Origin of the sequence: Sphingobacterium sp. 1.A.5, from assembly GCF_002734235.1 — a bacterium.
Classification (GTDB): Bacteria; Bacteroidota; Bacteroidia; order Sphingobacteriales; family Sphingobacteriaceae; genus Sphingobacterium; species Sphingobacterium daejeonense.
Genome location: NZ_PEBA01000004.1, coordinates 76,737 through 94,129 on the forward strand (window position 1 = coordinate 76,737; position 17,393 = coordinate 94,129).

Here is a 17,393-nt window from a genome sequence, read left to right on the forward strand (position 1 = left end):
GCAAATATAGATAGATTTAGCAAAGTTGAAAAATAATAATTGTTGAAATGATGCAATGTGCTTGTAATGTGCGTAATAATTTTATCACGAAAGGGATAAAAAGGCCATAATAATAGCTTTTGGTGCTATTTTTGACTACTTTCGTGAATTAATTTAGATTTATGCAACTTAGACTCTTTGCTTTTATATTGTTGTGTTGCTTCGTCAAATTTGCCAAATCAGAATCATACCCCGAAGTGGTATTCGATAACAGTTTGGTGAAAGGTTCGTATGCCCGAAGTATTGTCAATTATTCAGGTGATAGCTGGGTGGAGAATGTACAACGTAACCTGTTAGTCTCCGATACGTTGTTCTTTACTCCAGGAAATGCACTTTCTCTAAAATATATATCCTCAGAAAACGGTGACTGGGATGTCATGATTAAATATAGCCGCCAGAAGTTTCATTACCGTGTATCAAATAATGATATCTTGAGCTTGAAAATATTTGTTGGTTCGGAAGGTACCAAACCTGAACACTTGCCATCAATCTCTATTCAACAAGGTCTAAACCAATCAATCTCCGTTCCTTTAGGTGATTACATCGAAGATTTCAATAATAGTAGTTGGATGAGCGTAAAAATCCCTGTAAAAGAATTCGCTGGTTTGGATAGCGATAACATTATTTCAGGAATAGTTTTGCGTCAGCACCATTCAAGTGCGGTTACCAACCAACTGTTTCTAGACCAGATTGAATTCCTTCCTTCGCAATACCCGGAAACACCTTTGACATCAAATGCGGTGCTGACTAAAGCGCAAGCTTATGGAAACCATGTTGACTTGCTGTGGCAGGTACCTTTAACGCCAAGCATCCGTTACGTGAAGATTTATCGTTCCGAAGATAATAAAGATTTTAAGGCTGTTGGAATCCGACCGACTTATATGTTGAGGTGTTTGGACTTTGTGCCCATACTTGACAAAAAGTATTACTATAAGATTGCTTGGGTAGACTACAATTATCGGGAATCTCCATTTTCAGAAGTATTGGAAGTGGAACCGAAAAAATTAAGTGAAGACCATCTGCTGGATTTGATACAGTTAGCCAATGTCAATTATTTCGTCGATAATTATGATATAAATTCCGGTATGTACATGCCATTCAGAATGAAGGATAAAGCACCAGTTTCCGTTCGTGAAACTGGAGGTGCAATGCTCAGCATGTTGATTGGTGTAGAGAAAGGATTTGTGAGTAAACCATTGTTCTTGAGCAGAGTGAAAAGAATTGTAGATTTCTTAGGAAAAGCACAGAATAATAAAGGTTTTTATCCGGCATATTTTGATGGTAGGAAAGGATTGCCGATTTACTTAGATGATCAACCACGCTATGATATTCAGGCTACTACCAGTTTAATGGAAGCTTTGTTGATTATTAGGCAGTACTTGACTACAGATTCAGAAGATGAAAATAATTTAAGAGCGAATATCACCAAATTGTGGGAACGTTTGGATTGGCGTGGAGTTACCTTGCCGTCGGATCCTTTGGTTTTAAGATCTGCAATTGATATGGTCGATCAATACTTTACTTACGATCCTTTAGTTGGAATAAATGGAGGCATGAATGCCTATATGTTGGCTATTGCATCAACAAAATCCAGTCTTGCTCCAGAAGCATTCGCCAATGCAATCCAATATAAGTTTGAAAGGCCAAAGAGAAGAAGCACAATTCGCAATATGCAAGTAACAGCAGGTGATAATATTGCGGATTCCGTTCAATCAATGATGGATCAAGAAGCACAGTTTTCAACTGTTTCGGGTAAAGATTCTATCTATAAGGTCTTAGCCACTCATGATACCTTGATGTACGGAATTCAATTGCCATTTGGTAATTATACGACAAGCCTATTGGACATGTATAGACCGTTTAATACGATTAATCCTTCCATTTCGAAAGTTGCGAATTATGATTTGAAAGATGTTTTGCAACGCTATACGCAAGTTGCAAAACGCAGGGACAATGAAATAGGGGTGGGCACCTCCAATTCCGATATCTGGGGATTTTACCAAGTAAGAGATAGTATCGGTACTTATAGAATTAATCCTGCCATTTCAGTTTCATCGATATTTTTGGATGAGGTTCGCGGGAAGCGCTCTCTTCATGCATTATATAATCAATTTGGAGAATATTTATTTACGGAATATGGTTTTAGGGCATGGTTGGACATTCGGACGGATGATGTCTCTGATGAATACATTGCCACTAATCAGGCGAGTTTAGCCATTCAGTTGGAAAATTCAAGAACGGGTTTGATTTGGAAATTATATCAGGCTATTCCCGAAATAAAATCTGCAGAACAAAGAATCTTTAAGAAGTAATATTTTAAATCAATATCGTTATATTTACGGCAATTAAACAATGAAAAAACACATGAAGCGAATCAATTATTTTTCTCTAATCTTTTTAGCGGGTTTAATCCTATTTTCTTGTAAACAACAAGCATTAGTCGTTAATCCAGGTGCTGTAGTTTCTCAAGATGGTACCAATGATGGTTTGAAAAATGTAAAGAGAGAATTTGAAGATGCTAAACAAACAAATGAAGGTATTTTAGTTTCTATTTCTTCGGATTTGTTGTTTCCTACCAACTCTTCATATTTGACAGATGCTGCTAAAACAGAGTTGAGCAAATTGGTTAAGGTTTTAAAAGGAGCTAACGGCAAGAATGATATTCGCGTTGATGGGCATACAGACGCTACAGGTACTGCTGAATACAATGTTTGGTTATCAGAGAAACGTGCTGCCTCTGTTGAGAAATTCTTGGTTGATTCTGGTATTTCAGCGTCTAGAATATCGACAAAAGGATTAGGACAATCAAAACCAATCGCAGATAACAAGACTCCTGAAGGAAGACAAAAAAACAGACGTGTAGAAGTGGTAATCTTAAAATAAGATACCCTTAAAATAAAAAATTGATTTCAATACCGAGGTTTGGTTTTTGGTGGATACTGAAAATTGGACCTCGGTTTTTTTGTTAATAATTTTCTGTATTTTGTAATAAGGAACGGAAGAACGAATTTAAAACTCAGTAAAAAAACGATGTTGATGTTTTAATGGGCTAGTTTAGATTTACTTAAAATTATGAGTGTCTTGGTTGGATGATTTTCGGGGATTTTTAGGATAATAATAATTAATTTTGTTAGTTATTAGAGGAAGTGAACAACGATATATTGAGTTAGGAAGAAATCTATGTATATAATTTTTGATACGGAAACGACGGGTTTGCCAAAGCGTTGGGATGCACCAATTACAGATACTGATAATTGGCCGAGATGTATCCAGATTGCATGGCAATTGCATGATGAAATGGGGCGATTAGTTGAGCATCAAGATTATTTAATCAAACCTGATGGTTTCAATATTCCCTATGATTCGGAGAAAATTCATGGTATTTCCACAGAGCTTGCTGAAACTGAGGGTATACCCTTAACTGATGTTTTAGTTAAGTTTAATGAGGCTTTATCAAAGGCCAAATTTGTAGTAGGTCAGAACATTGGTTTTGATATCAATATTATGGGCTGTGAATTCTACAGGTATCAGGTTGAAAGCCCCATGGCTTCAATGCCTATTTTGGATACTTGTACAGAAGTTACTGCTGATCTATTAAAATTACCTGGAGGTAGGGGCGGTCGTTATAAATTGCCAAACCTTACTGAATTGCATAGCTATTTATTTGGAGTTCCATTTGCAGAGGCGCACAATGCAACTGCCGATGTGGAGGCTACGACTAGATGTTTCTTTGAGTTAATCAGGAAGGAGGTTTTTACTCCTCAAGAACTTCAAACGGATACTGGATACTTTGTTGAGTTTAAAGAGGAGAACCCTGAGGTTATTGAATCAGTCGGGTTAAAACATATTAATCTCAAGGCGGCTTCAGATGCTATTCGCGAAGCAGAGAGCATGGGTCAGAAAAAGGTTGTTATTGACCCTGAGACTCTAGCTAAATTTAAAGCAGCAGAATTTGCACATTTACATAATCATACTCAATTTTCAGTACTACAATCCACTATCTCTATTGATAGTTTGATCCAAGCTGCTGCAAAGCACAAAATGGCAGCAGTAGCTATGACCGATCATGGCAATATGATGGGTGCTTTCCATTTTGTGAGCAAAACGTTGGGTCATAACAAAGATGTTGAGGCTAAGATGGCCGAAGCAATTGAGAAAGGTGAGGAGTATGATGGCAGGCCGATTAAACCAATTGTAGGCTGTGAGTTTTATGTTTGTGATAATCGCAAGGATAAAAGTCGGAAAGACAATGGTTATCAGGTCGTATTCTTAGCAAAGAATAAAAATGGCTATCACAATATGGCCAAAATGGCATCTATCGCTTATACAGAAGGATTCTATTATGTGCCACGTATTGACCGTGAGACCGTAGAAAAATATAAACAAGATTTAATTGTACTTTCCGGAAATTTGAATGGTGAGGTTCCGAGCAAAGTTTTAAATATTGGTGAGGTTCAGGCTGAAGAAGCATTGATATGGTGGAAGGAGCAGTTTGGGGAAGATTTTTATATTGAATTGATGCGACATGGTCAAGAGGATGAGAATCGAGTAAATGACTCATTGATCCAATTGGCTAAGAAACATCAGGTTAAATTGATAGGAACCAACAATACCTATTATGTAAATAAATCTGATGCGCATGCTCATGATATCCTGTTATGTGTAAAGGATGGCGAGAAACTTTCGACTCCTAAGGGGCGTGGCCGTGGATTTAGGTTTGGTTTACCAAATCAAGAGTACTATTTCAAATCTGCTGAAGAGATGAAGAAAGTGTTCTCTGATATTCCAGAGGCTATTATCAATATCCAGGATCTATTAGACAAGATCGAGGTTTATTCGTTGAACCGCGATGTCCTATTGCCTAAGTTTGAGATTCCTGAGCAGTTTCAATCTGCTGAAGATTTAGTTGATGGCGGCAAACGAGGTGAAAATGCCTTTTTGAAACATTTAACCTATATTGGAGCAGAAAAGCGCTATGAAGAAATTACGGATTCTATCCGGGAACGTTTGGATTTCGAGCTTGCCACTATTGAAAAAACTGGGTATCCAGGTTACTTTTTGATCGTTCAGGACTTTATTGCTGCCGCTCGAGAAATGGGGGTTTCTGTTGGTCCTGGTCGTGGATCTGCTGCTGGTTCCGCAGTAGCATATTGTCTAGGTATTACCAATATCGACCCAATTCAATATGACCTACTATTTGAGCGTTTCTTGAATCCTGACCGTGTTTCCATGCCCGATATTGATATTGACTTTGACGATGAAGGCCGTGGTAGGGTTATGCAATATGTAATTGACAAATATGGAGCATCTCAAGTTGCTCAGATCATTACCTATGGTACTATGGCAGCCAAATCTTCGATCAAAGATACGGCGCGGGTACTGGATTTGCCATTATCAGATGCAAATGAAATTGCCAAGCTAATTCCAAACCTAAAACTGAGCAAAATCTTCAACTTGGAGGATAAGGCATTGAAAGAGGTGTTGCGGAGTGAGGAATTGGAGGCTGTAAATAAGCTGAAATCCTTGGCTGATGGTGCCGGTATTGAAGCTGAGACCATCAAGCAAGCACGCGTATTGGAGGGTTCGATGCGTAATACGGGAATTCATGCCTGTGGGGTCATCATTACTCCAGATGATATTACGAATTTTGTTCCGGTATCCTTAGCGAAGGACTCTGATCTATATGTCACTCAATTTGACAACTCCGTTGTTGAGAGTGCTGGACTTTTGAAGATGGACTTCTTGGGGCTTAAGACATTAACACTGATCAAAGATACAGTGGCGAATGTGAAGTTAAGCCATGATATAGAATTAGATCCTGATAATTTCCCTATCGACGATGTAAAAACCTACGAGTTATTCCAAAGAGGGGAGACTGTTGGGGTTTTCCAATATGAGTCGCCTGGGATGCAGAAATACATGAAGGAATTGAAGCCTACTGTATTTGCCGATTTAATTGCGATGAACGCATTGTATCGTCCAGGACCAATGGAATATATTCCCCTTTTCGTCAAGCGTAAACATGGTATTGAACCTATTACTTATGACTTAGATGCCTGCGAGGAATATTTAAGTGAAACGTATGGTATTACGGTTTATCAGGAGCAGGTAATGCTTCTTTCTCAAAAATTAGCAGGTTTCTCTAAGGGTGATGCCGACGTATTGCGTAAGGCAATGGGTAAGAAGCAGAAGGCTGTATTGGACAAGATGAAGCCTAAATTTGTTTCTCAAGCTGAAGCAAATGGTCATAGTGCGAAAGTCCTTGAGAAGATATGGACTGACTGGGAAGCTTTTGCATCTTATGCCTTCAACAAATCGCACTCGACCTGTTATGCTTGGATAGCGTATCAAACTGCATATTTAAAAGCACATTACCCTGCAGAATATATGGCTGCTGTACTTTCCAATAATATGAACGATATCAAACAAGTAACGTTTTTTATGGAAGAGTGCAGACGCATGGGCTTAACAGTGTTAGGACCGGATGTTAATGAATCGCATTATAAATTTACGGTAAATGACGAGGGTGCTATACGTTTTGGAATGGGGGCCGTAAAAGGAGTAGGTGCTGGAGCTGTAGATACTATCGTAAATAGTAGAAGCAACGGACCTTACAAGTCAATTTTTGATTTGGCGAAGCGCGTAGATCTACGTATGATCAACAAAAAAGCATTTGAGAGTTTAGCTTATGGAGGAGGGTTTGATTCATTTACAGATACCCATCGTGCCCAATATTTCTTTTCGGACTCTGACAGCAGTTCTGGTATCGAAAAGGCCATTAAGTTTGCTCACAAATTCCGTGAGAATGAAAATTCTGCTCAAGTAAGTCTGTTTGGTGCCGGTGGCGCTGTGGAACTACCAGAGCCAACCTTAAACCCATGTCCACCATGGGGCTTGATCGAGAAATTGAAATATGAAAAGGATGTTATTGGTATTTATTTAACCAGCCATCCTTTGGATAACTATAAATTTGAAATGAGGCATTTCTGTCCAAACAATGTGACGGACTTGCAGATGATCAATAAAGTCAAAGCGGCAGAGGTAGAACAAGAACTGTTGCTTGAATTTAATAGAATTAAGAATAAAGAGGTTGTCGTAGGTGGTATTGTGCAAATGGCTAACCATCGTGTAGCTAAATCTGGCAAGCCTTTTGGTTCTTTTATTATTGAAGACTATTCGGATTCATTTGAAATTATGGTTTTCGGAGAAGATTATGTTAAATTCAAAGGTTACTTGCAGGAAGGATATTTTGTTCAAATCCGCGGATTGGTTCAAGAGCGTTTCAAACAGGTTGGAAATTGGGGTTTTGAGTTAAAAGGGATTCAGTTGCTATCAGACCTCCGCGAGAAGATGGCCAAAAGCTTTACGATTCAATTTCCTTTGCATGCCTTAAATCAAGAATTTATGCATACCTTACAAGAATTGGTTAGCTGCACACAATTAGAAGGGCAGGAAGCGAATTGTCAATTGAAATTTATGATCATGGATCTTCAGGATGAGCTTTCTATAGAAATGCCAGTTAAGAAGAAGAAGATATTTATAACCAATGAATTTTTGGATGGCCTTGAGGCTCTTGAAAACGTTCGTTATAAATTAAATTGATAGGTTATAAAAAAAATAATAGGCGTAATAAAATAACATGTATAAGTGATTGCTTATATTTGTGTTTATAAAATTGTAAAACATAAAACATAATCAAAATGGCATTAGAAATTACAGATGGCAACTTTGATGAAGTTGTATTGAAATCAGATAAACCAGTACTAATCGATTTTTGGGCAGAATGGTGTGGCCCATGTCGCATGGTTGGTCCATTGGTAGACGAAATTGCAACTGAATACGAAGGTAAGGCAGTAGTGGGTAAAGTTAATGTTGACAACAACCCAGACATCTCTGTACGTTATGGAATCAGAAATATCCCAGCGTTGTTGTTCTTTAAAAACGGTGAAATTGTTGACAAACAAATCGGTGCCGTTCCAAAATCAGTTCTAACTGAGAAATTAGAGAAACAATTATAAGAAAACAAAGAAGCCGCTCAAAAAAGCGGCTTCTTTGTTTTCTGGATATGAGATGTGAGATGTGAGATGTGGGACTTGGGGTAGAATTAGACATAAGACAATAGACACAAGACATATGACTTGATATAGACTGTTAGTTTTTATATCTAAAAATAATCAATTTTATTAACCATTACTTACGATTTTTAGATTATTAGTTTCTATATTTAGAAACTATTTCAATACCTCAGTAATATTTTTAAATAATAGTTATATTTATAATTTGGCGATTGTTTATGTTGAATTATAAAATAATTTTTACTGAAGAAGTTAAGGGTTTTATATATTGTTTAGATTCTAAATCGGTAGAAAAAATATTAAAGACTTTTGATAAAGTAAAATTAGGACTATTTAGAGATTATTATGCTAAGATGTCTGGTACAAAAGATTTTTATGAGTGTAAATTGAAAACAAAAGACCATTGGTTTAGATTTATTACTAAACATTATAAAATTAATGATGAAACCACAATTATTGTTCTTTCAGGATTTAAGAAAAAAAGTAATAAAATTCCCCAAAATGAAATAAAAAAAGCAGAAAAAATATATGAAAAAATATTTAAAAGTGGTCATTCATGATAAAATATTAAGTTATTTAATTTAACAAGAGGAATATGAAGGATTCTATAAAAATTAATGGATTGAACTATAATCAGCTTACTTCCCTAGATACTTTGAAAGATGAATTGATAGGTGTTGAAGGAAGTTTTGAGAGAGAAAGGTATGAACAAGAGTTAAATGTTGAAACCATTCAGGAGTTAATTAGAGAAATTAGAAAAAAAAGAAACCTCTCTCAGGAAGAGCTTGGATTAAAAATCGGAGTAAAAAAATCCCAAATAAGTAAAATAGAATCTGGCTATGATAATATTTCTCTAAAAATTATTTCTAAAGTTTTTGTAGCCCTTAATGCAAAGCTTAAAATAAGTGTTGTGTTAGATGATGAAGACCAACTGGATTTTCCTTAATGGTATTTCTAAAAGTTACTTTGTTACCGATAACCTATATCTAAACCCCAATGTTGCCCATCGGCTTGGCATTGGTACCGCTCCAACTTCTATATATTGTGCATCGAATATATTCTGCATATCGGTATAGATCATATAGCTAGATTTCTGGAAGGAGATTCTTGCATCTGAAACAAAATAAGAGTTTTTAGAACTTCTCTCAAGCATTCTATTTGCAGTACTGAAAGTCCAATTTCCTGTTTGAAAACTGATTGTTCCAATCGCTTGATGCTTTAAACTTTCGATTCCGTATTTGATTATAGTGTTCTTATAATCATTTATAATAGAAGGGTTTAAATATGTATAAGAAAAGTTGAAGTTTATGTTTTTATTTTCTGTTATTTTATGATTGTATAAAATATTGCTGAAAAAGCCATGTGTTTTATTGTTCCCTAAATTTTGGGCTTGGAATGGTTCATCTGTGGATGCTCTGACCCAGTCGATGAAGTTGTCGATATCTCTGTAAAAGTATCCTCCTTTTAGGGTAAGACTGTTTTTTTGGAATGATGTGCTGATTTCATTCTGCCATGCATTTTCACTTTTCAGGTCTGGATTTCCAATGTTTCCAGGTCTTTGGTTGAGGTAAAGATCTGTAAAAGTTGGGATTTTTTGGCTTGTTCCGCTGCTGGCAGAGACTTTCCAATGATCATTAATTAAATAACTGATATCCAACCCCGGGAAAACTTGCCAATCATAATCGGTATTATAGTTAATATAAGCTCCTAAGTTGAAAATAAAATTCCTGAAATAGGTTGACCTAAATTCTGTAAACATCCCTAAATTATTACGGTTGTGGTCACCAATATTAGAGCTGCTAATTGATTCATGTCTTGATTCAACCCCTAGGCCCAGATCACCATATTTAGATTGTCTATAAGCGTGCAATTCACCTGAGAAAGAATGTGTATAATGTTGACTTCTACCTTTGCTTAAATCATCTTTGAAATATCTATAATCATCTTCGTTATACCTATAATTTATCCTTGGATTCAAGTACCACTTTTCATTAATCTGATGTTGAGAGGTAATGCTCGACAGAAATGTTTCGACAATCTCTTCGGAATTTTTATCACCAGGTGCTGCATAAAAACCATTTGCTCCGAATTTATTATTGATATATCCCGCCATCATCTGTATCCTATTGTCCTGATTCAAGATGATATTATTTTGGTAATGCAACCTTTCATTATTACTGCCCGTATTGTAGCGTTGACCGTTACTATGTTCTTTGGTGGCATAAAGCTGGTGTTGGTGTTTTTGTGCGTTCAATGTTCCACCAACCTGTATACCACTACCATAATAAATGCCACTTTTATCTTCTTCTTCCACCTTTTTGAAGGAGCTTCCCGCATATAAATGTGCATAAACAGAATTGTGGTCAACTTTTTTGGTAACAATATTTACAGCTCCAGTTAGGGCATTGATTCCATACATTCTAGATGCTGGTCCTCTCAGGATTTCTATTCTTTCAATGGCTTCCAATGGAATTGGAATATTGAGCATATGATGACCTGTTTGAGGATCAGACAATTTAACACCATTGATCAAAAGTAAAGTTTGATCAAAACTGCCGCCGTCAATACCTATGTCAGCTTGGGTTCCAAATGGACCTCTTTGTCTAATATCCAATCCGGACACATATCTTAAAACCTCATTAATACTGGTACTTGGCAGATTTTTGAGGTCTTTTTGGGTGAGGACCTGAATGTTTCGACTATGTTGGTTAAAAGGAATTTGGAATCTATTTTCTTGAATTAATACTTCATCTATATTGGTAGTATCGGAGTTTATGTTTTGTGCAAAAACAACAGTAGGTAATGAGCACAGAAGAAATAATAAATTCTTAGTTGACATTCTAATTAAAATTTTGCCAAAATTAGTTAAAATGTTTACAGCAAACGAAGTTTTTAATGCCATTCTTGCCTTCCTTTTGGTATTTTATTTATAGTCAAATCGATACTGTCATTTTCAATAGATCTTTTTTCCAATTTTGATAGATCAGGTTGTCCTGCATCCACCCATGCACTATACCACAAAGACCCAATCGCGTGTATGGATTTTTTCATCCTTCTTTGTACCATTCCATTCAAAGCTAAATGATAAGATATGACATAGAAATCGGAATAATTAGTTTGTATTTGTTGTCCTCTTTGGATATATGCTCTTTGCAAAACTTTGGGTAAATTTTTGGAGAGTCGTTTTTCTATTGTCAATACGGAATCGAGTAAATGATGACTTTCGAGAACTGTTGACCAAGCGAAATCCAGGACATTGTTTATATATTTTGCTGGGCCTACCATAAGTTTGTATTTATGGTGAAACATTTCAGGTATTCGAGTTTCCCAAAGAGCATGAATTCCAATCTGATTAGTAAATTGACCGTTATAATTGCTAGTCGTATGTAGTGGCACGTGCGCATCAGCAGCATAATGTCCCAAATCTGCAGAAAGCTTGATTATCCTTGCAATATCCTTGTTGTAAAAAGCCTTAACTAGTTGCCTATATGAATTGTCGATCTGCCAAGGGACAATACCTTTGCTTAAAATTATTTTTTCATTGAATTTTTCTCTGACTTTATACCAAGGTATCAACAATGAATCGGTATTTTCAATTTTGTCAAGATCGATAAAATGTCTTGGCGATTCCTTGGGGTCGATATATACTCTTTTATCTGCATTTACGGCAAATTCACGGATTTGGAAGCTATGTTTTTTATAGAATATGGCGAGATTTGGTGGGAGCGTGAAGATGGCGTTAAGGTTGATCAATTTATGAGGTTGAAATCCCCAAGACGATACAATGAACGTTAACATAAAAAATGCTATTGCAGTCACACAGCGTTTCATGTTGGTTACGAGAGATTTATCGAAAATTAATAATTTTTAGTTAAGATATCTAGAGTTTTTTCTAAACATATTAACTGAAATTTGTTACTTTGTTACAGTCAAATTCGGAATCGATGAAAATATTATATGCTGTTCAAGGGACTGGAAATGGGCATTTATGTAGGGCAATTGATATTATTCCCTGCCTTCAGGAATATGGACAAGTAGACGTTTTAATCAGTGGTATCCAAGCCGATATCGTATTGCCATTTGAGGTGAAATACCGTTATCATGGTTTGAGTTTTATTTTTGGGAAATCTGGTGGTGTCGATCTTTGGAAGACCTTTATGAGTTCCACTGTCCGTAAATTCGTTAAAGAAGTAAATTCGGTACCTGTTGAAGATTATGATTTGGTGATCAATGATTTTGAGCCAATTTCAGCATGGGGATGTTACTTCAAAGAAAAAAGCTGCATTGGTTTAAGCCACCAGATTGGAGCTTTTGACCCCTCAAGTCCTAAGCCCGAAGAATCGGATATGTTGGGTAAATTCATCATGAAAAATTATGCTCCTGCCAATATTTCTTATGGATTTCATTTTAAATCCTATGCTTCCCATATTTTCACTCCTGTCATCCGTCAATCAGTTAGGCAATTAGATCCTAAAGATTTAGGACATTATACCGTATATTTACCATCTTACGATGATTCGCATCTCTTAAAGCATCTTTCGAGGTTTCCTGATGTAAAGTGGGAAGTATTCTCTAAACATAACAAGAAACCCTTTAGGATGAAGAATGTTTCTATTAATCCGATTAATAGCGACGCTTTTGTTCAGAGTATGGCAGAATCATCAGGTGTGCTTTGCGGAGCTGGTTTTGAAACACCTGCTGAGGCTTTGTACTTAGGCAAGAAGTTGTTGGTCATTCCGATGAAAAATCAATATGAACAGCATTTAAATGCTGCCTCATTAGAAGAAATCGGAGTTCCGGTTATAAAAAGCTTGAAAAAGAAATCAGAATTGGATATTGAGTCGTGGCTCAATGCCAAATCTAAAGTAAATGTAGACTACCAAGATTGTACTGCTGAGATAGTAGATAACATCGTGAAAAAACATAAACCGTAATGAAGTATATTTTAGGAATCTTTTTTTGTTTAGCCTTGAGTTCGAAAAGTGTTCATGCTCAGAAATTATCGAATAGCACTGATTCATTGTCCTATGCATTGGGTCAAGACTTGGCATCTTATCTCAAAAAAATGGAGCTCCCACTGAATAAAACTCTTTTAATGCAAGCTGTCAGTGATGTTCTAGATGGAAAAGCAACATTATTGAAAGATGAGGAACGCGAAGGCGTAATTCGCGCTGGATTAATGAAAATTCAAGAAGAAAAAAATGCAGGTCTGAAAAAAGCATCACAAGATTTTTTGGATCAAAACAAAAAGAAACCTGGCGTAAAAGTTACTCCTGAGGGGGTTCAATATGAGGTTATCAAAGAGGGGGAAGGATTGAAAGCGACGCTAGAGGATACCTTAACCGTTCATTATGTGGGTAAAATTTATACTGGTGAACAATTTGATAGCTCGTATGATCGTGGCGAACCTTTAGAACTTAATTTAAAGTCAATGATCGAAGGTTGGAAAATTGGAATTCCATTGATGAACAAAGGTTCTAAATATAGATTCTTTATTCCTCATTCACTTGGATATGGTGAACGAGCAAGTGGACCGATTCCAGCTTATAGCACCCTGATATTTGAAGTAGAATTGTTGGACATCAAATCACCTAATGAAAATGCAATATAATAAAATAGGTCATTCAGATTTGAAAATTTCTGAGGTAGGGTTGGGAGCGATGTCCTTGGTTCAAGGTCAGGATGATACCAATTCTTATATCATAAATCATGCTAGGGAATTGGGAATCAATTATCTCGATACTTCAGATCTATATGATAAAGGTAAAAACGAAGAATTGATAGGGAGACTTCTATCTGGTGAGCGAGATAAATGGATTTTAGCATCCAAGGTAGGTAATAAGTGGCGTGAAGATGGAAGTGGATGGGATTGGAAACCAAGTAAAGATTATATTCTAAAAGCTGTTGAAGATTCACTTAGACGTTTAAAAACTGACTATCTTGATCTTTATCAGCTGCATGGTGGAACTATTGATGATCCTTTTGAAGAAATCGTTGAAGCATTTGAAATACTGGTAAAGCAGGGGAAAATCCGTTATTACGGGATTTCATCTATTCGTCCTAATGTATTTCTTAATTATGCTGAGCATAGTAATATAGTTTCAGATATGATGCAGTACAGTATTTTGGATCGTAGACCAGAAGAATATTTTTCAGAATTGTCAAAAAGAAATATTTCTGTTCTTGCCAGAGGAACAGTTGCCCAAGGGCTGTTAATAAAGAAAGCAGCACAAAAATATCTTAGTTATTCAGTCCATGATGTCCTTGATATTCAAAAGAAAATAAACGCAATCGCTAATGAGTTGAATGTATCAAGTCTTGCATTAGCTTTAAAATATCCTTTATTACATGAGCCAGTTGCTTGTTGTGTGCTTGGCATAAGAACCAAAACACAGGTAAATGCATTGGATAATGTATTCCAAGAAATGAGCACATTAAATATTGATTCTTATAGTCCTTTATTTAATGTACTGCCAAAAGAAATTAAGTATCAGGACCATAGGAAATAAAATCAAGAATTTAAATTTATCATTTTAAGATTTAAAAGAGGTTATCCAATGTGGGTAACCTTTTTTATTTCTTGTTAGAATTCTTTTAGAAATATTATTCTTATATTTGCCTACCTACTAGTAGGTAAATATAAAATACTATATGGATACAAGAGATAAAATCATTCAACTAGGAGATACACTGATACGGGATAGAGGTTACAATGCCTTTAGCTTCAGTGATATTTCTAAGCAGTTGAATATAAAGAATGCTTCTATTCATTATCATTTTCCAACTAAAACATCTTTAGTTATAGCTATTATTCAAAAACATGTGATTCAATTGGAACGATTTAAAAAGAATGTCAGTAATTCTGATCCATTGCAGAAAATTACCATGTTTTTAAATGTCTACAGTTTTGGGAGGAAAGAAGGCAAAAGAAGTATTCTAGGTTCTTTAAGTAATGATTATAACACCTTTACTTCAGAAATTCAAACGGAATTAAAGATTTTGATGGACAATACCTTGCATTGGTTATCAGAAACATTGAAGGAAGGGAAGAGTTTGGAGGTATTTATTTTCAAAGAAGATAATAGGACCAAAGCCTTATTATTAATCACGAATATTTTAGGTGCGGAACAATTGACAAGAATCACCTATAAACATGATTTTCGGGATATTAAGAATGCCATTATTAATAATTTAACAAATATTTAAATGAGAAGAGTTGTTGTTACTGGAATTGGAGCGATTAGTCCATTGGGCAATACGATAAAAGATTTTTGGAAAGCTATCGTTGCAGGTAAATCTGCAGCTAAAAATATCACAAAATTTGATACAAGTAATTTCAAGACAAAATTTGCTTGCGAGGTTAAAGATTTCGATCCATTAGAGGTTATAGAAAAAGCTGATTTACGCAAATATGATTTGTATACTCAATATGCTCTGGTTGCCGTTGATGAGGCAGTCAAACATGCCGGCATTGATTTCGAGCAATTAAATAGAAACAAAATAGGAGTTATCTGGGGTTCAGGTAATGGAGGGATCGAGACCTTTCAGGAGCAGGTTTCAGAGTTTGCCTTAGGAAATGGGGTACCTCGATTTAACCCATATTTTATTCCTAAAATGATCGTTGATATTGCTTCAGGTGTTATTTCCATGAAGTATGGATTGAGGGGAGTTAATTTTGCCACTGTTTCAGCATGTGCAACTTCCAATACTTCAATTATTGATGCCTTTAATTATATAAAATGGAATAAGGCAGATATGATAGTAACTGGAGGATCTGAAGCAGCAATTACAGAGAGTTCGGTTGGTGGATTTAATGCTGCAAGAGCATTATCAACCAATAATGATAATCCTGGCCAAGCTTCAAGACCATTTGATGTCAATAGAGATGGATTTGTGATGGGAGAAGGCGCAGGAGCAATCATCCTTGAGGAATTAGAACATGCGAAGAAGCGTGGAGCAAATATTATTGCTGAAATCGTTGGAGGTGGTATGGCTGCAGATGCGTATCATTTGACTGGTACACATCCAGAAGGAGAGGGTGCTTACTTGGGAATGTTAGCAGCTTTAGAAGAGGCAAATATTGAACCTTATGAGATTGATTACATCAATGCTCATGCTACGTCGACGCCAGCAGGCGACATAAGTGAATTGAAGGCTATGACTAGAGTTTTTGGAGAAAACAAGGATATAAGCGTTAGTTCTACAAAATCAATGCTAGGTCATTTATTAGGAGCAGCTGGAGCCATTGAAGCTATTGTTTGTATCAAAGCTGTAAGTGAGGACATAATTCCTGCTACAATCAATACTACCGAGATTGAACCTGCATTTGCAAACTCTTTCAACTTTCCATTAGGTACTAGTATCAAGAAGCCTGTCAACTATGCGCTGAACAATACTTTCGGTTTTGGAGGACATATAGCCTCTAGTATTTTCAAAAAGTATACAGATTAATCGATAACAAAAATGACCAAGCTATAACTTGGTCATTTTTGTTTTAAGATCTAAAATATTTCTTTAAGATCGCCTCCAAATCTTCGGGAGTATCGATTGCATCATTGATATGATTTGAAACAGCAGCTTGTATTTTATATCCGTTATCCAACCATCTTAATTGTTCTAAGGACTCTGTAGTTTCAAGCTTAGATATTGGAAGTTTCGCTATCTCTTTTAGAACATCGATTTTGTATCCATATATACCGATATGATTATAGTAAGGAGCATTCGAGAGCCATTCAGATATATTTAATCCTCTAAAGTAAGGAATTGGTTGTCTAGAGAAGTATAGCGCTTCATTATTATGGTTCAGAACAACCTTTGGCTTATTGACATTTTCGAGGTCTGCTAATTCAGTAATAGGTCTTACTAAAGTCGCGATTGAAGTTTCTGGTTTTTCAAAACATGAGACAAGTAGGTCAATCTGTTGGGGATCGATAAAAGGCTCGTCGCCTTGTATGTTGATTGCCACATCAAATCCTGAAATACTGTTGATGACTTCAGCACATCGGTCAGTGCCAGACTGATGATCCTTACTGGTCATCACAACGTTTCCAGCAAAACTCTTTACATGGTCAAAGATTCTTTGATCATCGGTCGCCACTACGACTTCACTTAAAGAACTTGCATGCTTAACCTGATTATAAACTCTTTGGATCATTGATAATCCGCCAATGTCTACCAATGGCTTGCCAGGAAACCTTGTGGATTCATACCTAGCGGGAATTATTCCGATAACTTTCATAGGATAAAAATAAAAAAAAGCCGATGAAAATCGGCTTTTAA

At 36.1% G+C, this 17,393-nt stretch carries 14 protein-coding genes; 11 read left to right on the forward strand and 3 right to left on the reverse strand.

The genetic code is table 11. The annotated features are described in order from the left end of the window. Positions 1 to 161: 161 nt before the first annotated feature. The 6 genes from CRT24_RS03700 to CRT24_RS03725 all read left to right on the forward strand — a co-directional run bounded on the left by CRT24_RS03700 (position 162) and on the right by CRT24_RS03725 (position 9,060). Positions 162 to 2,351, forward strand: coding sequence for a glucoamylase family protein (locus CRT24_RS03700; RefSeq protein ID WP_099369897.1), 2,190 nt, complete (start codon positions 162 to 164; stop codon positions 2,349 to 2,351). A 40-nt stretch (positions 2,352 to 2,391) separates the two neighbouring features. Next, positions 2,392 to 2,922, forward strand: a complete 531-nt coding sequence (locus CRT24_RS03705; protein ID WP_257213964.1) for an OmpA family protein — start codon at positions 2,392 to 2,394, stop codon at positions 2,920 to 2,922. A 297-nt stretch (positions 2,923 to 3,219) separates the two neighbouring features. Beyond that, positions 3,220 to 7,641, forward strand: coding sequence for a DNA polymerase III subunit alpha (gene dnaE, locus CRT24_RS03710; protein ID WP_099369898.1), 4,422 nt, complete (start codon positions 3,220 to 3,222; stop codon positions 7,639 to 7,641). Positions 7,642 to 7,739: 98 nt separating this feature from the next. Continuing rightward, entirely contained in the window at positions 7,740 to 8,057 is a 318-nt protein-coding gene (gene trxA / locus CRT24_RS03715) for a thioredoxin (protein WP_094256329.1), read from the forward strand. 275 nt (positions 8,058 to 8,332) lie between these two features. Then, the gene (locus CRT24_RS03720; protein WP_099369899.1) at positions 8,333 to 8,674 is read left to right on the forward strand and encodes a type II toxin-antitoxin system RelE/ParE family toxin; all 342 of its coding nucleotides are present in this window, start codon (positions 8,333 to 8,335) and stop codon (positions 8,672 to 8,674) included. A 35-nt stretch (positions 8,675 to 8,709) separates the two neighbouring features. Further along, positions 8,710 to 9,060 carry a helix-turn-helix domain-containing protein gene (locus CRT24_RS03725; RefSeq protein WP_099369900.1) on the forward strand — a complete coding sequence of 117 codons (351 nt, stop codon included), beginning with the start codon at positions 8,710 to 8,712 and terminating at the stop codon, positions 9,058 to 9,060. 15 nt (positions 9,061 to 9,075) lie between these two features. On the opposite strand, the gene CRT24_RS03730 is transcribed toward CRT24_RS03725, so the two are convergent. Next, positions 9,076 to 10,953: a TonB-dependent siderophore receptor gene (locus tag CRT24_RS03730; RefSeq protein WP_099369959.1), complete on the reverse strand. Its 1,878-nt coding sequence runs from the start codon at positions 10,951 to 10,953 to the stop codon at positions 9,076 to 9,078. 53 nt (positions 10,954 to 11,006) lie between these two features. Then, the gene (locus CRT24_RS03735; protein WP_257213965.1) at positions 11,007 to 11,912 is read right to left on the reverse strand and encodes a zinc dependent phospholipase C family protein; all 906 of its coding nucleotides are present in this window, start codon (positions 11,910 to 11,912) and stop codon (positions 11,007 to 11,009) included. Between the two features lie 146 nt (positions 11,913 to 12,058). Here CRT24_RS03735 and CRT24_RS03740 point away from each other — a divergent pair, with 146 nt between their 5' ends. The 5 genes from CRT24_RS03740 to fabF all read left to right on the forward strand — a co-directional run bounded on the left by CRT24_RS03740 (position 12,059) and on the right by fabF (position 16,565). Beyond that, positions 12,059 to 13,048 carry a glycosyltransferase family protein gene (locus tag CRT24_RS03740; protein ID WP_099369902.1) on the forward strand — a complete coding sequence of 330 codons (990 nt, stop codon included), beginning with the start codon at positions 12,059 to 12,061 and terminating at the stop codon, positions 13,046 to 13,048. Continuing rightward, entirely contained in the window at positions 13,048 to 13,725 is a 678-nt protein-coding gene (locus tag CRT24_RS03745) for an FKBP-type peptidyl-prolyl cis-trans isomerase (protein ID WP_099369903.1), read from the forward strand. The genes CRT24_RS03740 and CRT24_RS03745 overlap by 1 nt, the downstream gene beginning before the upstream one ends. Continuing rightward, positions 13,715 to 14,623: an aldo/keto reductase gene (locus CRT24_RS03750; RefSeq protein ID WP_099369960.1), complete on the forward strand. Its 909-nt coding sequence runs from the start codon at positions 13,715 to 13,717 to the stop codon at positions 14,621 to 14,623. Before CRT24_RS03745 ends, CRT24_RS03750 begins: the two co-directional genes overlap by 11 nt. Before the next feature lie 142 nt (positions 14,624 to 14,765). Next, positions 14,766 to 15,320 carry a TetR/AcrR family transcriptional regulator gene (locus tag CRT24_RS03755; protein WP_099369904.1) on the forward strand — a complete coding sequence of 185 codons (555 nt, stop codon included), beginning with the start codon at positions 14,766 to 14,768 and terminating at the stop codon, positions 15,318 to 15,320. Continuing rightward, positions 15,321 to 16,565: a beta-ketoacyl-ACP synthase II gene (fabF, locus tag CRT24_RS03760; RefSeq protein WP_099369905.1), complete on the forward strand. Its 1,245-nt coding sequence runs from the start codon at positions 15,321 to 15,323 to the stop codon at positions 16,563 to 16,565. Positions 16,566 to 16,608: 43 nt separating this feature from the next. On the opposite strand, the gene kdsB is transcribed toward fabF, so the two are convergent. Then, positions 16,609 to 17,352, reverse strand: a complete 744-nt coding sequence (kdsB, locus tag CRT24_RS03765) for a 3-deoxy-manno-octulosonate cytidylyltransferase (protein ID WP_099369906.1) — start codon at positions 17,350 to 17,352, stop codon at positions 16,609 to 16,611. Positions 17,353 to 17,393: the final 41 nt, after the last annotated feature.

Coding starts and splice junctions, on each gene's coding strand:
- CRT24_RS03705 (WP_257213964.1), top strand. CDS start 2,392: ATGAAAAAACACATGAAGCGAATCAATTATTTTTCTCTAATCTTTTTA.
- CRT24_RS03730 (WP_099369959.1), bottom strand. CDS start 10,953: ATGTCAACTAAGAATTTATTATTTCTTCTGTGCTCATTACCTACTGTT.
- trxA (WP_094256329.1), top strand. CDS start 7,740: ATGGCATTAGAAATTACAGATGGCAACTTTGATGAAGTTGTATTGAAA.
- CRT24_RS03755 (WP_099369904.1), top strand. CDS start 14,766: ATGGATACAAGAGATAAAATCATTCAACTAGGAGATACACTGATACGG.
- dnaE (WP_099369898.1), top strand. CDS start 3,220: ATGTATATAATTTTTGATACGGAAACGACGGGTTTGCCAAAGCGTTGG.
- CRT24_RS03745 (WP_099369903.1), top strand. CDS start 13,048: ATGAAGTATATTTTAGGAATCTTTTTTTGTTTAGCCTTGAGTTCGAAA.
- fabF (WP_099369905.1), top strand. CDS start 15,321: ATGAGAAGAGTTGTTGTTACTGGAATTGGAGCGATTAGTCCATTGGGC.
- CRT24_RS03740 (WP_099369902.1), top strand. CDS start 12,059: ATGAAAATATTATATGCTGTTCAAGGGACTGGAAATGGGCATTTATGT.
- CRT24_RS03735 (WP_257213965.1), bottom strand. CDS start 11,912: ATGTTAACGTTCATTGTATCGTCTTGGGGATTTCAACCTCATAAATTG.
- CRT24_RS03725 (WP_099369900.1), top strand. CDS start 8,710: ATGAAGGATTCTATAAAAATTAATGGATTGAACTATAATCAGCTTACT.
- CRT24_RS03720 (WP_099369899.1), top strand. CDS start 8,333: ATGTTGAATTATAAAATAATTTTTACTGAAGAAGTTAAGGGTTTTATA.
- kdsB (WP_099369906.1), bottom strand. CDS start 17,352: ATGAAAGTTATCGGAATAATTCCCGCTAGGTATGAATCCACAAGGTTT.
- CRT24_RS03700 (WP_099369897.1), top strand. CDS start 162: ATGCAACTTAGACTCTTTGCTTTTATATTGTTGTGTTGCTTCGTCAAA.
- CRT24_RS03750 (WP_099369960.1), top strand. CDS start 13,715: ATGCAATATAATAAAATAGGTCATTCAGATTTGAAAATTTCTGAGGTA.